Below are 18,522 nucleotides of genomic sequence, written 5' to 3'. Positions count from 1 at the left end.
CAGTTCGTCTATCGCCCTGTCGACGTGCGCGTACTGCTCCAGCAGCGACATATCCCGCTGATGGAACTCCTCGAGCTCGATTTCGCTCCGCCCGTCTGCCTCGAACTTCGCGAGCGTCTTCGCGAGCTCCAGTTTTGCCCGGTCGATACGAACCCTGTCGGGTGGTTCAACCGTCAAGCCGTCGCTCTGCGCTTGGCCGGCAAAGGAATCGGCCGCTACCGACTCCAGCGACCCCTGCCCGGGACCAAGTTCGTCGCCCGGGGGCGAGACACCCCTGAGCAATCCCGGGATCTCGTCGCCGGCCAGAAGTCTGAGCCCGGGAATCGCGGTGGTCGGATGGCTGTCACCGGCGTGCCGAACCAGCGGACGTCCGTCGCTTTCGAAGATCAGCGCATCGACATCCTCCTGGTCGTCGAGCAGGTTACCGAGTGGACGGCTGTGCCGGTCGAACAGTTCTCGGTACGCCCGTTCCGGATCGGAATGGCCTGCCACGAAATCGATATCGGTTCCGGGTAGGTCCGCGGGGTCGAGTACTCGGATTTCACCGCCGACGTTCCGCAGGAAAATGGTGTGCCCCTCCATCGCGACGGCCGCGAATCTGTTCTCCATCCGGTTCATCCAGTGCACGAGATCCCTGCCACGGGAGATACTCACCCACGCCGAGTGCACCTCGTCGGCCAGAACGACTCCGGCCAGTTGCGTGTCGAACCGATGCGGTTCCGGTGCCTGGACGCCGAGATCGCCGATCTGCTGCGAGAACCCGGACACCGCGCCCCATACCACCAGCGCACAGCGCTGCGGCGTGAACATCACCGCTTCCAGGAAGCGCCGTTCTTCCTCCGTCGACGAAATTCCACCGGCGGGCGGACGGAATTCACCGCCTCCTGATTCCGGCAGCCCCGATGCCTCTACGATCTGCTGTATTTCACCATCGCCGATCCAGAACTCGGCAGTATGAGCGTCGCCTCGAAAATTCGTGATTCCCGCGGCCGCGGCAGCCGCAGCAAACCCGTTTTCTCCGGCCGCGTCACCCGAGTCTGTGGGCGACGCCGAGAAGCACTCGCGGGTCGCGACAATTTCTGCGAAATTCTCATTCGCCCGCTCAGCGATCGGCGAATCAGGATTACCGATATTGAGTCCGACCTGAACAACGGACAGTCGTCGTGGTGCCCCCTGCGCTGACCGCTCCATATGCCGCGCCGCCGCAACGGCCAACGCGGGCGAGATGTCCAGTACCGATGCGTCGGCCCGGTAGTTGTCGATCTCGTCGGCGGTCTCCGCATTGCCCAGGCGGAATTGGGCGAGCCTCGAGTCGGGATCCAGTCGGTCCAGGTATACCGGCACATTCGCCAGAGCCCCCCATTCGCAGAGATCCACCCATGACCGCAGAACCGACTGCCACCACAGCAGCCGATCTTCTATTTCCAGCTGCCGGCTCAGCGCCTCCTCCGGCGAGATCACACCCAACTGCAGAGCATGGTGGGCTACATGGGCGCTCTGCTCCAGTGCTCGGATTTCACGCAGGGTCCGGTATCGGTTCGCCAGGTCCGTCCACGTGCCGGTGATCCCGGGCAGGGCTGCCACCTCGTCCGGGGCTGCCCATGTCCACCGCCATTTGGCGCGCCAATCCAGTTCCTGCCATGCCTCCACGCGGTCCTGGATACTGGGCTGCTCGGCCCCGGAGAGCCGCAACCTGTGGGAAAGGATCTCCTCGTATCGAGATCTGGCAAGCACGGCGTTACTGCGGTCCTCTGGAGTGATATCCCGGAGGGACCGACCGGTCCACCGATGCGCCCAGGTACCCGGCTCCGAAATGTCATAGCCGGTCTGCGCCGCCCAGATGGCGGCGGGATCCAGGCCCGCCCAGGTGAGATGACTGCGGTAGTAGTCGGTGTCCAGCGGCTCGTGCAGATCCTCCAGCGGATCCGGCTCGGCGGGACCCTCCGAATAGAAGATTGCGAGGGAAAGCCCGTAGGCATCCCGGGGATCGTGATCGTACAGTCTTCTCACCGAAGCGGACTCGCCCAGAGCATCCCGCAACTCCCTGCCGACCTGGTCCAGACGCAGCGACCCGGGGCGCTCCGGGCTGCCGTGTTCTATCTGGACCGACAGCGGATCACCGAGTGTCCGACCGCTGGAGACGACCATTCGGAATGTGCCGTCGGTGGTGCGGTCGAGGAAGTGACGCACACCGCGCTTCGCGCGCACATCGTGGCCCACTCCGGCGCGGGTCTCCATGACGGCGACGCAACGATGTGCCGCGTTCAGCCAGCCCCCATTCGCACTACTGCTGACGGCAACGGTCATTTCGACCTCACCGTCCTGCACACGGGCCGTCACCTCGAGCTGATTGCCCTGGGCGTCCACGACGGCGACAGTCAACTCGCCCTCGCCGTCGATGTCCGGGTCCGGACTCCATCGCGACTCGAATCGCGGTAGATTCCCCGCCTCGACAGCAGGCACGATCATGTCCACAACATCGGCCAGTACCGCGTGAATGTCGTGCTGCCGCAGCTGCGCCGCCAAGAGGTGCATCGCGGCATCCGCGTCCACGGCGTCGAGCTCGATCACGGGCCCGGGCACCGGCGGCGGTTCCACCGCTGTAACGCTGGATATGTGGTCGCCCGTTGAGGAAGAGTCGGAAATTTCGCCGAAGTAACGCTGTCCGGTTCGCCGATCGATCAGGACGGCCGTGATGTCGTCGGTCTCGCCTTTTTCCAACGCCGTACGGACGAGTACATTCACGGCGTCCCGAGCGGTGGCCGCGTTCCGTACGATCTGTGCGATCTCCTGGTCGCTCAGCGTCTTCGTCACCCCGTCGCTGACCACGAGCACTTCGCTGATTTCGTCCGCGCGGATGGGTTTTTCATCGTCATTGCCGAAGGAGTCGATGTATTCCGTGTCATCGGCAGGGATACCGTCCCCGATGGATTTCAGGACGATATTGCCCACCCCGTGATCGCGCGTGCACCTCGCCACTGCACCGTTGGGGCCCAGAGCGTACACGCGGCTGTCACCGAGCCAGCCGACTGTCACTTCGTCGGGTTCGGAGACGGCGATCGCGATTGTGGTCCCCGGCGGATCAGGTTTGTGCGAGTAGAGGAGTTCGCTCACCGTCTGCACGATCTTCTCGGCGTCGGCAACAGCCTCTTTGATCGCCAGGTGCGCAGCCCGTCCACGCCCCAGCGCATGCACCAGGCCGGATCGCGCGGCCCGCGCCGCCAATTGCGATGCGACATGCGAGCAGGTCGTCCCCCCAATGCCGTCGCACACCACACCGAGTTGCCAGAGCGTGCCATTGCGCTCGACCTCGTCGTGCGCCCACGCATCCTCGTTGCGCTCCTTGCCGAGGCGGCTGCCCATCTGGGTGATCGAGGCCGACGATTCTGCCGCGCCGAGCGAAACGGACATCGAATCGGGGACGAGCGCCAGCTCCAGATACCTGCGGACCGCGCGGCGCAAGCGCTGCACCGGGTCCGGCTTGGCTTCAGCGAAAGCCCACAACTGCTCGTCGGCGGTCATCCGGGTCGTGGCGGGATCGAGGGCGGCCCGCAGTCTCGAGAGCACATCGTCGGGTGCCGCCAGCAAATTCTGGACAGAGAACTGCTCCGGGTCTTCACCCAGCGCCTCCGCTGCCTGCCGGACTTCGTTCTCCCAAGCGGCCAGCTCGGCCTCCGGACTGTCATCCTCGGGAATCGGTTCCGCGGCGACGGCCTCATACGCACGCCACGTCCGTTCGTCGTTCGCGTCCCCGGTCGGCCGCAGTGCCGACGTCACATCGATGCCGGTACGTTTCAGGACCAGCTCGGCGGTCTTGCCGGGGACTTCGTCGACGCCGTTCTCGAACTGCCTGTCCAAGCTCAACTGCAGGTCAGCACTGTCCCCCTCGTTCAGGCCGAACAGCTCTGGGCTGCCGGCCAGCTCGCCTGCCAGGTTGATCAAGGTTTCACTGTCGTCCCCGGCCCAGTCGCTCTCCCAGCGCAGCTTCAGCGTCAAAGACAGTGTGCTGCCATCGAAGCTCACCACCAACGCCATCTTGTTACCGTCGTCGTCCGTGGTGTTCACCCGGAAGACGGGACCGGTCGCCGCATCCTGCACTGTGAGGAACGCCCGCCCACCGTGCGCCCTCAGAGCGCACTCGACAACCGTTCGCGCCGCTTCGACCTGACGCGGGTCCAAACCCCATCCAGGTCCGGACAGCTCGCGGACCAGCGGACCATCGGGCGCCCCGGCATCGCCCACCTGAGAGACCCGCACACGCCGGTTCGGCTTATCAACCACCATGTCGCTGCCCGTGGCCGAATCTCCGGCGGCCGCGCCACCCGCGGCCATGGCGGCAGCGGGGGCAAGGTAGCCGCGCCCGGACCTGTCGTCCACCGGCCACAGCCAGTACACGTCCTTCGACGGCGCATTGTCAGCCACGGATTCCAGGTACTGGATGTATCGCGTTTCGGGGTCGCCCAGCATGTTCTCGACCAACTGGTCGACAGCGTCTTCCTCGGTGAACGGGGGATCCACCTCCGATTCCCGGTCAATTACCACATCGTCGTACAACTCATGCTCGCCGAACCCGCCGACGGCGCCGAAGTACCGCTCGCTGAAACTGCCGATGTCCTCGCCGGTGGCGCGGATCTCGCTTCGCACCCGGGCGTGATTCAACAGGCCGTGGGCATCCACCCGGCACCTGGTACGCAGAATTTCGACCGCGTCCATGAGCTCCAACCGCGCCGGAAGATCGTCGGAGGCATTCGGACCGTAGGTGGCGATACCCAGCAGGTAGGTGAGTACATACAAGGCCTCGGCCGGGTTGTTCATCAGGTTTTCGCCGATCCCGATTTTCCGGTCTTCGAAATCGACGTAACCGTTCGGGGTCGATGTCTTCTCGACGGTCCAGCTCTGTTCGACAACGAGTTCGTGGAGTTGTGTCCTCGCGGTCGTTGACGCCGAAATAAGTTCATCGATCTCCGTCCCGAACGGCAAGGGCGGGGCCTCCGGAACAGACGTGTCGGGGGCGACGGCGTCACGTACGACGTCGTAGATCCCTGGGGCCATACAAGTAATCGGCACCAGGACCCATGGGGCGAGCTTGAGAATGCTTCGCCGGGATGTGCCACCGGATCCGATCCGGACGGGTCCACGATCGAGTTCCAGCTCGCCACCGCCGGGCGGGCCGGCCCGCCCGGCGCCGGGCTGGGATTCCCTCGACCGATCCTTTCCCGCAATAATCAGATCATCGGGAATAGCCGGAGCATCCGCATCTCCGACACCGGTGACCACCACACCGTCACGGACCACCACCGCCCAGGAGCCTGCGATCTCATCGCCGCTCATATCACCGAACCAACCACCACGGGTGTGCTGGCTCCGAACCCAGCGACCGTTCACCCATTCCACAGCCACAACGGCGCCGCCTGCGACCTTCATCACGGCATAGGCGTGGCCATCCGCACCCGGCAGTCCGCCGTGATAACGGTCCACCACCAGCGCGACGTCACCTTCCTGCAAGGTATCCGCGATCTTGTCGTGCGCGGTCCGGGTTTCGTCGCTGCGGAAACCGGAGAAGATGTCTTCGTCCGAATCAGGGAAACGGCCGCGGATATCCGACACATATTCCCCGGCCAGCCCGGTATCAGGCCGGGGCTCGGTATTCACGCCGAGACCGGGCTGGACCTCATCGATGAACCGGCAGCCGTGCTGCGCGCAGTTGCCCGGCGGTTCCTCTGCCGCGGTGGGAGGATTCCAGCCGGACTCCCCTGTTTCGACGCCCTCCGGACCCGCGGTGCCCACACCGGCCAGGAAGTTCTCGATCGGATCGGCGGCGCTGAGGTCGGATCGCGCCTGATCCGGACCGACAGAATCGAATGCAGGCAACCGGATGTCGAATCGCGCTGTCTCCGCTTCGTTGGCATGCGACTCGAGGGTATTGTCAACAGAGCCCAACAGCTGAACCAGAGTGCGCCGTCGGGTTGCCGGATCGGCCGGCGCGAGTTCGATCCAGTCTTCGAACATCTCGTGCAATACCGGCAGCGCATCTGCGGCAGCATGTTCGACGGTGACCCGACCCTCGACAGCCGAGGCAAAGACAGTGATCGGATTCGGCCCGTCGGGCAGGTCGAGCCGCACAACTCCGGGCTGCGGGTGATCGACGATCGCAGTCCGGTGGCCTGCCTCGAACGCGGCCCGTACCAGAGTCGCGAATCGGGCGGCTACCGCAACAAAGTCGCCACCGAGCACCAACCGCACCGACGCCACCGCTTGATCGAGGACCGAATCGCCGAGTTCTGCGGGTAGCACCATTTCGAATCGCGGCTCGAGCGCAGGACCGTAATCCGGACACGACATGATCGAGTACGGCCATGCACGTCCAGTAAGTTCGCCGTCTGGCACCATCTCCTCGAACCGTGCCCGGTACCCCGGGATTTCGTCCGGCGGAGTCTCCAGCACGCCGAGCAATCGCTCCAGCTCGGCCCCACTTCGGCGGCGTGGCCCGGCCAGAGCATCCGGGTGCAGCCGTTCTCCCCGTCGGCCTCGCAGAACGGCAGTGGTCACTTGCGGGGAAACTATGGGCGCGGGGTCATCGCTTTCGCTGGGCGCACCCCAGAACTCGTGATCGTACGCGACGAGCGGATAGCCGTAGTTCCGCTTGCTCCGGTCCCCGTTGGGGCCCAAGTAGTCGAAGAACGCCAGAGTATCGTGTTCGGACAGCGGATAATCCGAAGCCGGGCGCCCGGGACCGCTGTCACTGTACTTCTGAAGTATTCCCTCGCCGAACGGGCCCTCGCACATGATCGTCGGTGGAACCAGCCCGTGATACCCCAGAAACTCGGCCAGGACATATGCCCTGACCTCTCGACGATGCTTCTCGGTCTCACCGCACAGCTTGTAGATCCATTGTGTGCCGTCCGGGAACGTCACCAGATACACATCGTTGTTGTGATCACCTGGCATCAGCTGGATCTGATCAGCCCGGATCGGTCCCTTTCCCGCGATCTCGGCGGCAACCTCCCGCACCGGTGCGAGGGCGGGATCCTCTCCCACAGCGAAGTCGGATGTCGTGAAAGCGAGGGAATTGTCGTACCCAGCCGGATCAGGGGCCCGCAGCGGAAGGTTCCACGGGGCGAGGTCGGCTACCGCACCCGCCAACCGGATCAGCGCGGACTGCTCCAGCTCGCGGAACCTTTCCGGCGAAATATCCAGCGCACCGGCGAGTTCTTCGTCGGACCTGTCCCGGTCACTCGAGTACTTCGCGTCCAGCACCTGGTACTCGTACGACGCCTCGTCCATCGACTGCGCCGCCCGGCGGATGAGATCGTCCGACGCCGTCGCCAATACTGCCCTCTGGTCGCCATTCGGCAGGACCCGAGCCATTCGCGAACCGATGGTCTTGCGCGGGCCGGGATCGCTCCAGCTCGTCCCGAGACGATTCAGCGAACCTCTCGGCCCAGGAGGTTGCGCAGCCCGTCGAATGGAGGTCCGGACCTGATCTATTTCGTCCGATTCCCCCACCGTGCCGTCGGATCCATACCACTGCCCCTTCGAACCCCGCACCAAGACTCGGCTGCCATCGACCAGAACCATGCGGAAGCCGGAACCACACTGCACGGGTATTCCGTCCACGTTGCCGGTCCGGACGACCAGCCATTCCTGCGCTTGCCGCAGTTCCCGGAGGCGGGCAGGGTCACCCTCGAGGATCTCGGCCAGCTCCGGCGGCGAAACCGAATCGTCCCCTACCGGATTCACGCGTTCATCATTCGAGGCAACTGCTGGGACACCGGCAGTGTGGTGGGTGAATCCGATGGCGACATCGTCGTCGGCGAGAAACCGTGCCCTGTCCAGCAGGGCGACGACCAGCTTGCTCATATCGTGGCCGTACTTGCCGTAGCACTCGAGGATCGTCTCGTCGTCGACCGCGCCGAATCCGTTCGTGGCCACGAAAATGAGGGAGTTGGCCAGAGGTGCGGACGAGTCGGCCGAGTCCGTCCAGGTCATGACGCAGTCGGTCGTCGGGAGCTCGTCCCCCAGACGGGCCCGCACCGGACGATCGTCGACGAAATAGAACGCGGGCATCAGTGGAACGTCCTGCAGCGTCTTCGTTTCCAGGTCGAGACACCGCACCGCGTTCCCGACACTGCCCACCGTGACCCGGCCTGGCTCGGTGACAGCTATCGCGATGGTGCTCAGCGGGAGTTTCTGCTGATCCGCCGGGAACAGCCACCGCAGGTCCCGCACCGCTTGGTGAGCTTTCGCGATCGCGGTCTCGATGGCCGTCTCGGCGTCGAAGGCGCCCGGTTCGCCGGCCGCGGCAGCCTGCCTCAGATACTCGCTCGTCACCGACATCGCAATGCACGAGGCGAGGTGGGATTCCTCGTGTCCGCCGGCGCCGTCGGCGGCGATCATCAGTGTGACCGGACCGCTGTCGCGGACGACAGTACCGGTCCACACGTAGGTCTGGTTGAACTCCCGCGAACCCTTCAGCGTGCCCCCGGCCAAATTCGGCGAGTTCCCCGGCAGCTCATCCCGCTTTCGTCCTTCGGCAGCAGCGTTGTAGTAGTCACGGACAGCTTCGGCGAGCGAACTGTTGTAGGCGGCAGGTGCCGAATCAGCCGACAGTTCACGAAGCTTCGCCGCCATCTGAGCGGGCGTTGTCCAGATCTCGAAAAGAGTGTCGACCTCGTCCGGATACTGCTGCTCGAGCACGGCACGCAGTTGCGCCGAGGCTGCATCGACGGTCAGGGCAGGCTGGTGTGCCGTGACCGTGGAAGCCGCCTCGGTGCGGGGCTGCGCCGATGTCGACTCGGGCACCGGGGTCGCGACCGTACGGGTGGCCGCCAACTCCCTGTGGTAGCGGTCCGCCGCCGCGATCAGCAGATCGACCGGGTCGGCGTCCTTTCGCATCAAGTTTCGCGGGCGGCGTTTGAGCGCGTCCCGCTCCGTCGGCCAGGCCCGCGGGTCCAACACGATATCCAGGTCCACGCCTGGGACCGCCAGCACAGCGGATTCCACCGCGGCGCGCAACTCGTCCAGAGGAGAATGCTCCGGCGCAGGTTCGCCGAGCGGATCGTCCACGACTCTCGCCCCTGTGCCGGCTGATCCGACCGGGACTCGGCCTACCGGCCATCGCCCTTGCTCGGCCCTCTTCGCGGCAGCGGCGACCCGAGCAGCTGCCTTGTCGAATTCCTTCAGATACTCCGTCAACCGGGCATACAACTCGGAGGCTCCGGTCCGGTGCTCCGGCGCCACCGCCAGCAGCTTCGTCTTCAACCACCCGAGTGGCTCGCCCCGATGATCACGATCGCGCAGGTCGGTCCCGAGCTTCGCCGTCGGCTCGAAACCAACCAGGCCGAGCAGATTCCGGAGGACCCCATCGATCTGGAGCCCCAGAGCCTCCGGCCCGATGGCATCGGACACCGCCTGTCGCGGCAGAGCCGAGGTGGGCGCCGGTGCGGAATCACCCGCCGGCGGACCGGGAGGTTGCGTTCGCCTTGACGCAGGCCGGCGTGACGCCGTTGCCCACCCTGTTCCGAGGGTGATCCCGTACTCTTCGAGCGGTTCGTCCTCTCTCTGCGGCGCGGACCGGTCCCCGCCCGACCCATCCTGGTACTGGGCGGTGCCGTCGTCCCACCCCGGCATCGCTGCGTCTGCGGTGATGCCGGGCAGCACCGCACGGAGAATCGGGCGGAAGACCTTCCACCCGAACGATGAATCACGAACCTCCGGAAACCCAGTCCCCATTTCCTTCATATCCGGTGATCGGATGCCGGCCGTGTCCGCATCCTGGATGAAAGAACTAGCGCGGGTTCCGTTATCTGACCACGCTCCCGGTCGCTGCGCTTCGAGCGGCGGATTCCCTGAGTGCCAGAAGCGAGCGACAACTTTGATGTAACTGCCGTCCGGACCGATAACCGACTGGTCATGGTCCAGCGATGCACGATCGAATCCGAGCAGCCGCTCGGCCATCTTTCCGGTGAACGAGTCCAGGAGCGCTCGAGTTTCCGATTTCCCCGACCGAAGCGCTTTGTTGAATGTTACAAGCTGGGCTCCGCCGAATTTTTCGGACCATGAGTCCTCGATCCCCTGAACGACGTCACCGAACTCGGCGAGCATCGCACGGAACATCTCCCCACCACGAGGGGTACCCGGTCCGGCTTTGATCCGATAGTTCAGGACTCCCCCGGAGACCCTACCGTAGATACCCTCGAAATCCTGTCCCGATCCGGACCAACCGTAACCAGTGACGTATCGCGTTCCATCCGGACCCGACGTCGCCAGCAAATCAGGTACCACGGGGGCGGTGGTCCCCGTGGCGGATCCACCAGCCCCTACAGCACCCAGCGCCTGCTCGAAAGCCTCTTCACCGCTCAGTTCCTGCTCGTACGTCTTCTCGAGTTCTCTGGCCCGGGCCGCTTCCACGGCAGCGATGTCGGAGTCGGAGGGCGAATCAGAGCCAGCCTCAGCTGGTCCCCCTGGCCGATCGGTTTCGTCCGGCCTGTCATTCATCACACCCAGATCAGGCGCACTCCCCACCGGTGCCGACTGTCCTGCAATCCCGCCTGGAGTCTGCGGATCCAACCCACGCGAAACCGGCTGGCCGTCCAAGGCCGCACCGATGACGACGCCGGGGTCGGGGCCACGTCCCGCGATGGGCGCCTCGCCCGGGACGATCGGTTCCGCGAAGCCCTCGTCGTCCACTCGCATGCTGTGCACCGGTTTGTCGGCGAGCGCCCCGAACCGGCCGTCGTAGGGCTTGAACCATTCAGGATTCAGCCACACCGACCCGCCGTCCATCAGCTGCTCTGCCTCGTCGGAGGGGATGTCCTCCGGGGCGAGCACGAGAACTTCCGCCTTCGGCTTGCTGCCGTCGTTGAGCAGCATCACCACGTGCGCACGGCCCGTTTCCGGATCCGTCACACACACCACCGCAGCCCCGTTGTCAGTGTTGCCGACCCACTCCATCGCCTCCGCCAGCGACCCGAACGGCTCGGCATCCCAGTTCGCCCCCATCTCCACCGCGAACGTCATCGGATCGACTCCGCCGGCCAGAGCCCTGTTGCCGAGCAACCGCGCCGCGCACTCCATCGGATCGACCGGTGCACCACGGGACTCGGCGAGATTGTCGTCATCCGCATCGCCGGACGTTTCAGCGGTCTCCGCATCCCGCTCGGCCACGGCTTCCCCCGATGCCTCAGCCTCGGCCGTCTCGCCGGCGACCATCACATCGGTCGATCGGTCATCCAACTGCTCGTCGTGATCGGTGCCGGACGGGGTGTCGAGGGTGTCGACCGCGGTGGCGACCCGGCCGTTAGGGGGTGTCCATTCCGTGGGCGCGTGCCATTGCTCCGGTGTGGTCACGCCGTAGTCGTCTGAGCCGGAGTTGTCGCCGAGCGAGTCCCGTCCATCCTGCGGTGCAGAGGTTACGGTGGTAGGTGCGGCGCCGGTGGCGGCGGGACCGAAGGACTTCACCTTGTCGAGACCGGCTTCGAGGAGCTGAAGCCGCTCGATTTCGGCACCCGCATCGGTACCGGGTACAGCATTCGCTGCCACCGTTGTATTCACGAAAGCGTGTCGAACAGCGGCGTATTCGTCTCTCGTCCGATGCGGCGGTTTCTGCTCGCGGGTAGACCGATGCAGGTCGCGACGCACCTGATTGCCCGCGATCCGAGCCTCGTCGGCCAGGACTGTCGGACTCGTGTCCGCGGCCGCGCACAGCGTGCCCAAGGTCTTCAACCGTGACAGACGCCGATCCAGCGCATCGGGTTCTGCAGGTCCCAGGCCATCCGCGAGTTCGGCCCGGCGCGCACTGAGCCGATCGTGTTCGGATTTCAGTTCCTCGAGCTCAGCACGGAGCCGGGCGTACTCGGCATTACGACGATCGGTTTCGGCCGTGGCCAGCCGCCTGGCCGACTTGCGATCGCCTCCGGTCCGTATCTGCACCGGCCCCAGCCGGTCCAACCCGGCCAACTGCGATTCGACCCGGTCGATTCCGGATCTGATCTCTTCGAGGCGCTCGGAGTCGGTATCGGTGTCGGTCAATCCGGCCACCAGCTCGATCGCCGGGCCGGCAGCCTCAGGTACAAGGCCCAGTTCGTGCCCCACCAGCACTTCGGCGACCACGCGGAGCGCGTACTTCTGCCGCAGAGCGGATCCGGTGGTCTCCGTCGGCGCCGCGATCTCGGGGCGGCCGCTGATCCATCTGTTTCCGGCCCGTTGTTCGAAGACCGGGGAGCCCGACGCGTCGATCCTGACCCGCCACTGCTCGACCGGAATTCCGTATTCGGCGATCGCCTGCTGGATCTCGGTGGATACCACTGGATCGGCTGTTCCGGCCGGCGCGATGACCACCAGTGTGCCCGCACACACCCGCGCATACGGTCCGGCCGGGGTACCACCGATCCGGGCCAGCTCCGCCTGCCTCGCCGCCTCTGCCACCCGGGCGATCAACTTCTCGTATTCGGCCGCGAGATCGGCCGGATCCTGCTGCCCGGGATCCTGGTCGCGCCCGGTAGACCGAGTACCCGCCATTGCTGCCAGGTCGCTCGTTGCCCGGTGAGCCGACACGAGTTCGGAATCGCCGCCGGCCTCCGCGAGCGCCGCCATCAAACGGCTGCGCAGCGTGAGCAGCTGCATCCGGGTGTCGTATGCGGTCAGCGCGGCGGCGATCCGCTGCCGCGTTGCGGCCGGCAGGTCGCTGTCGTCCTGCGCGGCGGCCCGGGCAAGTTCCAGCAGTTCCGCGGAGTCTTTTCCGGCCGATTCGACGCCGAGTGCCTCCGCGAGATTCTCGATTTCCGATTCGTTCGCTGCGCGCAGCCGCGCGTGGTGGCGCGCATCCTCCTCGTCGGCAGCCTGCGCGAGCAGTTGCTGCCGGGCCGCGGCTTCTTCCAGCCGGGTCAACCGCTCCAGCGGGTCGGCACTGTGTCCCATGTCGAAATAGCGCAGATCTTGTGCGGCGGTGGGTTGTGCCCGATGGCCGGTTCGTTCCCCGCCCGATGGCGGGGCGGCACCGTATCGGTGCGTCAGTCGCCGGAGGAGTTCGTCGCCCGCGCGGCCTGCCCTGTCGGTGATCCGGCCGCGTTCCCGGGCGAGCCGATCGGCGGCGGTCTCGACGTCGATCAGGGCTTGCAGCAGCGACGGATGGCCCGGTGTGCCGGTGTCGTGCACCGTGTTCGAGTCCGGGAGCCGGTTGCGACGGGTGTGCAGGACTCGCCGGCGCTGTACCAGTTCCTGGCTTTCGCTCTGTAACTGGTTGCGCTGCACTGTCTGCGCCCCGATTCTCGCTTGCAGCAGCATCCGCAGTGTTTCGCTGCCCGTGTCGGAGTGTTCCTCGAGGGTTTCGGAGAAGGCTTCGGCCTGGTGGCGTTCCGTGCCGAGTCCGGCGAGTTCGTTCTGAATGGCGGCGAGTCTGGCGTCGATCTCGGCGATCGCGGTACCGATTTCGTTGTCTTCGGCGATCATGTCGCCCACGGTTGCGGTGCGGTGGGCCGGATCGATATCCCCGAACAGGCGAGCGCCCAATACAGCACGCACCTTGCGCACTGTCTGCTGACGCCGCTGAATTCGGTTATCGGCATTTCGCAGCATGGCGGCGGGGGTCTTCCCGACGGCAGATTGCTGTCCGCGGACGCCGGAGCCGCTGCGCCAGGAATTACCAGACCAAAACGCCGACGCCACAGTGCCGTCGGGAGCGACGATCCGGCGTTCCACCGGCACCCCGGCGGATTCCAGCGCACCCAGGATCTTCGGGTCGGTGAGCGGGTTGTCAGCAGCGGTGGGGGCGACGATCACCACACGGTTACCGACGACCCGGCCCCACTGCCCGAGCGGCGTCCCGCCGAGCTTGCGCCGCGCCACCTCGACCGCCGCCGCATGTTCGGCGGTGACGAGGGGCGGCGCGGTGGGTTCGATGTCGGCAAGCGGCGCGCCGAAGCTGGATTCCAGTTCGTCACGGGCCTCTTCGAGGACCGTCAGGCGAGCGATTGCGGCGGGCGCCTGCGAGCCGTCGATATCGTCGGCCGCCAACAGCGCTTCGCCCCGGATCCGGTGGGCCTCGCGCTCCTGCATATCGATGACGATCGATTTCATCTGTGCCGACACGCGGATGGATTGCGAGTCGGCGTCGGTAGCGATCTCGTCGGCACTTCGCGGGTCGAGTGTTGACAGGGCCTCGATCGCCCGGCTGCGGGCGGTGCGCGCGGCCAGCTGCCCGGACTGCGCCTGGTGCTCGTCCAGCTGCTCCAATTCCAGGACCACCTGATCGTGGTCGGCCCGCGCCTGGTCGCGCTGCGCAGACAGCTCCCAGAGTTCCTCACCCAGCGCGCCGATTTCTTCCGCACGTTGCCTGGCGATGTCCTTGCTTATTGCGTCGAATTCGGCGCGCAGTTCATCAGCCGGTATGAGCCCTTCGCTGTTGCGTTCCGCTTCCTGCTGGAATTGCCGTTCCCGGCGCCGGTACTCCGCCTCCTCGGAATTCAGTTCGCCCAGTCGCTGCTTGATCTGCGCGATACGGTTTTCGGCCGAATCGATCCGGGCCTCGAGTTCGGCCGCCCGCGCTGCCAGGTGCGCCCGTCGTCTGGGTGAGCTGTCCGGTTTCGCAGAATCGGCAGCGGGATGTCCCGCCTGGGGTCCGAGGGCCGCGGAATCAACGACATCAGATGCCTTTTCCGCAGCGTTACGAGTGCGCAGGATATCCAGTGCCGTCCGCACTGCGTACTCCTGCTGCAACCTGGCGCTCGCCCGGTCCGTGCCGGTATGCCGTGCCGGTTGTGTGTGTTTCGATGACCGGACGTTGTTGTGCAGCGGCCGGTGCGTCGGCCGGCCGGATTCATCGATGAACACCTCCCACAGTTCGATCGCAACACCCTGCGCTGTGAGCGTCCGAAGTACCTGTTCGTCGAGCACCGGATCATCGACACCGGCCGGCGCCACAAACTGCACGACACCGTCGACAATCCGCGCCCAGCGGCCGATCGGCACCCCGGCATCGTGTCCCGAGGTGGCCGATCGTCCGGTGTTGTCCCATTGCTCCACAATCCGGTCGGCTGTCCACTCGACAGCCTCCGCGCGCAGGATGTCGAAGTCGGCCAAGGTGGCGGTGAGGTCCCGGACGGTGTCCGCCGGTACTCCGGGTGTGGTCAGTGCGGTACGCGCCAGCTGTGCGAGTTCGTCGAACGATTTCTTGTCGAGCGCCTGTTTCCACGCGGTGGCGATTTCCTCCCCCGAAAGTTCCTCGTCGTCGTCCTCGGAACCGCCTGCGGCCCCGGCACCACTCGCTACCCTGCCCAGGCTCTCCAACGCCCGCCGGAACCGTGGACCGATGTCGGGAAGGGTGGACAGTGCGGCCGACTGCCCCGGGCGAGCCGGTATCTCGAACCGGAATCGGTTCTTCCAGCCGAAATCCACGCTGTCCGCAATATCGGCATCGACTGCCAGACCGGTGGCATGCCGGCGCACCGCAGGACCGAACAGGCCACTGGGATCCGGTTGCTCCAGGACATGGTCGGGCAGCCGGTCCCCGAGATCGAACAACTGGACCCGTAGGCGTTGCTCTCCGGACTTCGGATCGGTGGCGATATCGGCTTCCATCCGAGCCCGGCGATCTCCCGCGCGCTGCGTGGCGTCGTCGAGTGCCTCACGCAGAGACTCGCGAGCCGCCTCCGCACGGGCCGGTGGCCACTCCGAGATCAGCAGGTCCAGCGCGCGCAGTGCCCTCTCGATACCCAGGCCGGTATCGGCACCGTCGATGGTCGTACCGAATGCCGTGAGGCCGGTGCCGCTGTCCACCTCGTTGTCGCCGATATCCAGGCCGTCTATCGCATGCCGCCCGCTGATCAGCTCGAGGTCGGCGGGGGTGGCGAGCTCGTAGATGCCCGTGTCACCGCCCATCGGAACCGTGTGGTCACTCGGATCAGCGGCGTCGGTCCCGGGGGTACCACCGAAAACGCCGCCCTGAAGCGCCTCGACGAACCAGGGCATCCGCTTCTCTTCCGACCAGGTGTGCAGATGCTCACGAAATTCGTCGATCGACTTGCCGGTGCGAGCGGACCGGCCACCACTCGATGTCTTCTTGCGGACCTGAGCCGATGCGACCGACACTGGGCCGATCACACCCTCCCCCACCGGGACGGATCCAGGAACCAGGCGGGTCCCTTCGAAGCCGGTATCCGCCGACCCGCCGGTCCGTTCCGCGAAACCCGCACTGGGTCCGGCAACACCGACCCAGGCATCGGATGCCGATCCGGCGTACGTCGTACCGGCGGGCCCGGCTCCGTCCGCACTCGGTGGCCGCGACGCAATGGTGAACCGGACCTCGCTGAGCCCCTCGGTGTTCCACCCGGTTTCCCAGTTGTCGGCGTGCTGCGTGACCGCGTCGAGCCGGCGACTGTACGAACGGCCCGGTTCGGTCCCGGCCTCCGCACGTGCCAACGATGACATCGCCCCACCGGCAGCCGGGAGATCGCTACCGGGAAGCCCGGCCGCGGCAGCGGGCGGAACCGCGCCGCGGGCGCTGTGCACACGACGTAACAACTCTGCCGCCCGCAATTGCCGGTCCGGGAGGCCATCGACCACCCGAACCTGTAGTTCTCCGTCGGCCGTAGCCAGCGCGGTCACGCGGACATCCGCCCCGGTACGGCGCACCGCATCCTCGATCGCTGCGGTAATCGCTTCCCGGGACCGCTCTCTGCGGGCCCGGTATGCCCGCGCCTGCTGCTGCTGTGATGGCGAGGCCGCGTCGGCACTGTCGAGGACCGGGATGAGCGCCATCACCTCGTCGACCGCCTCGCTGATCCCGGCGAGAGTCATGAGCTCCGCGAACACCGGGTCGACCTCGCGGCCGGCGTAGGGCAGCCAGCTGCCGATCACCCTCGAAACGATCCCGCCGGGCGAACTCTCGGGCTCTGCAAAATCCGCCGCCGGCGCTGCAAAATCCGCCGCCGGCGCTGCGGAATCCACCGCCGGCGCTGCAGAATCCGCGCTCTCGGAATCGCCGGGCGCGTCCTGCGGTGATATCCACGTCCGGACCGCTTCCTCCAGTTGTTCGAGGCGCGCCAGCCGCTGGGATTCGGTCAGTGGCCGCCCGGTCGGGTCGGAGCTGTCGACACCGACCAGCATCTCCGCGAGCAAGTGCCGCGCCACTGCCCGTTCGGATTCGGAACCCTCGAAGTGTTCGTCGACCTGGTGAAAGATCCTCCCGGCGACCTCATCGGCCTTGGCACGCACTTCGGCGATATTCACGTCCGGTTCGGGCGACACTCCCGCCAGTGACGCACCCTGGTCGAAGCGATCCGCAACATTGTTCGCGAGATTCTTCATCTGCATCAGCCGGGCGTGCTCATTCACCTCCGGTTCGGCAGTTCCCCCTTTCGGGGCCTCGTCTCGGAAGGTGACCTGCCGTCCGATTTCTGCCTCCGCGTCGGCCACGGCCGAGTGGGCGGCCGCCAGTTCGCCGGGCTGGGAGAGCGTGTCGTCGATATCGCTGTGCATCCGGTGAACGAGATAGTCGGCGCGGGCTTTCGCCTCCTCTTTGCTCATCCACGTGTTCATGTCGTGGAAGCGTTGCTGATCCGCCAGCGGCATACCCGCGAACTCGGAGGCACCGTGGTACCCGTAGATCATGCTCGATGGAGCGCCCATCAGCGCACCGCTGGTCAACGACAGCCAGTTGAATTCTCCAGCGGCCCACCCGCCGAACACAGCTCCCGCGATGCCCGCACCGGCGCCTTGGAGCCCGCCGCGCGTCATCGACGCCCACTTGTTGTCCAAGGGGAGCATGCCGGCCAGCCATGGTGAGCGGCTCATCACCCGGTGCAGGTAATGGCCGGCCCAACCACCTCCCATTCCACCGGCAGCGGACGGCCACAGACTTTTCACGATCGGTTCCCAGTCGATGTCCTCCTGACGGCCTCTCAACATCAGGGTCCACTGGATCAAGAGCTCTTCGAAAGTCCCCTGGAAAATCTCCTGCAACCCCTCCTGAACCATTTCGTACACAAAGCCCTTGGCGATGGCCTCGTAGATCGGCGCCTTCGGGAAACGGGTGAATATGGGCGCTTTCGCCAGCTTGTGCCCCAGCCAGCCAATCCCTTTCTGCAGCCCCCTGCCCAGCGCCTGGCAGGCCGCACGGCCTTTTACAATGGCACGCCATTTGAACGGCTCCCCGGCGGGACCCAGCGTCGAAGCGACAGCAACTTCGCTTGCCGTCCAGACCAAAGCCATGATCTGGCCCATCTTCGTGCTGAACACCTGGTTGCCGAACTGGCCGATGTAATCCACCAGCGCCTGTGCGCTCTCGGCGAGATCGTCCCCGATGAAACGAAGATCTCGAATGTGCTGTTCGAGAACCTCCGCGCCCTCCCCCTCCATATAGGCCAGGACGGTCTGCCGGGCCCACTCGAGAGCCTCGGCGTCATACTCGCCGCTGTCGATCTCCACCTGGAGCTCGTCGGCAATTCCCCAGACCGCCTCCTCGTCGGCCTCCGGCCAGGTACCCCCGACGACGACGGCCCACAACCACCCCAATCCCTCTGCCAC

The 18,522-nt window shown here is 65.9% G+C and carries 1 protein-coding gene (cut by a window edge); it reads right to left on the bottom strand.

What is annotated here, in order from left to right; genetic code table 11:
• Positions 1 to 18,522, bottom strand: partial view of a protein phosphatase 2C domain-containing protein gene (locus ACIA75_RS25095; RefSeq protein WP_397108065.1) — the 5' portion only. It extends 25,146 nt beyond the left edge of the window; 18,522 of the gene's 43,668 nt are visible here — the first part of the coding sequence; the start codon lies at positions 18,520 to 18,522; its stop codon lies off the left edge, out of view.

This window comes from Nocardia sp. NPDC051750, from assembly GCF_044453135.1.
GTDB lineage: Bacteria > Actinomycetota > Actinomycetes > Mycobacteriales > Mycobacteriaceae > Nocardia.
Note: the sequence above shows the minus strand (reverse complement) of the source record. Positions and strands in the feature narration are given on the sequence as shown.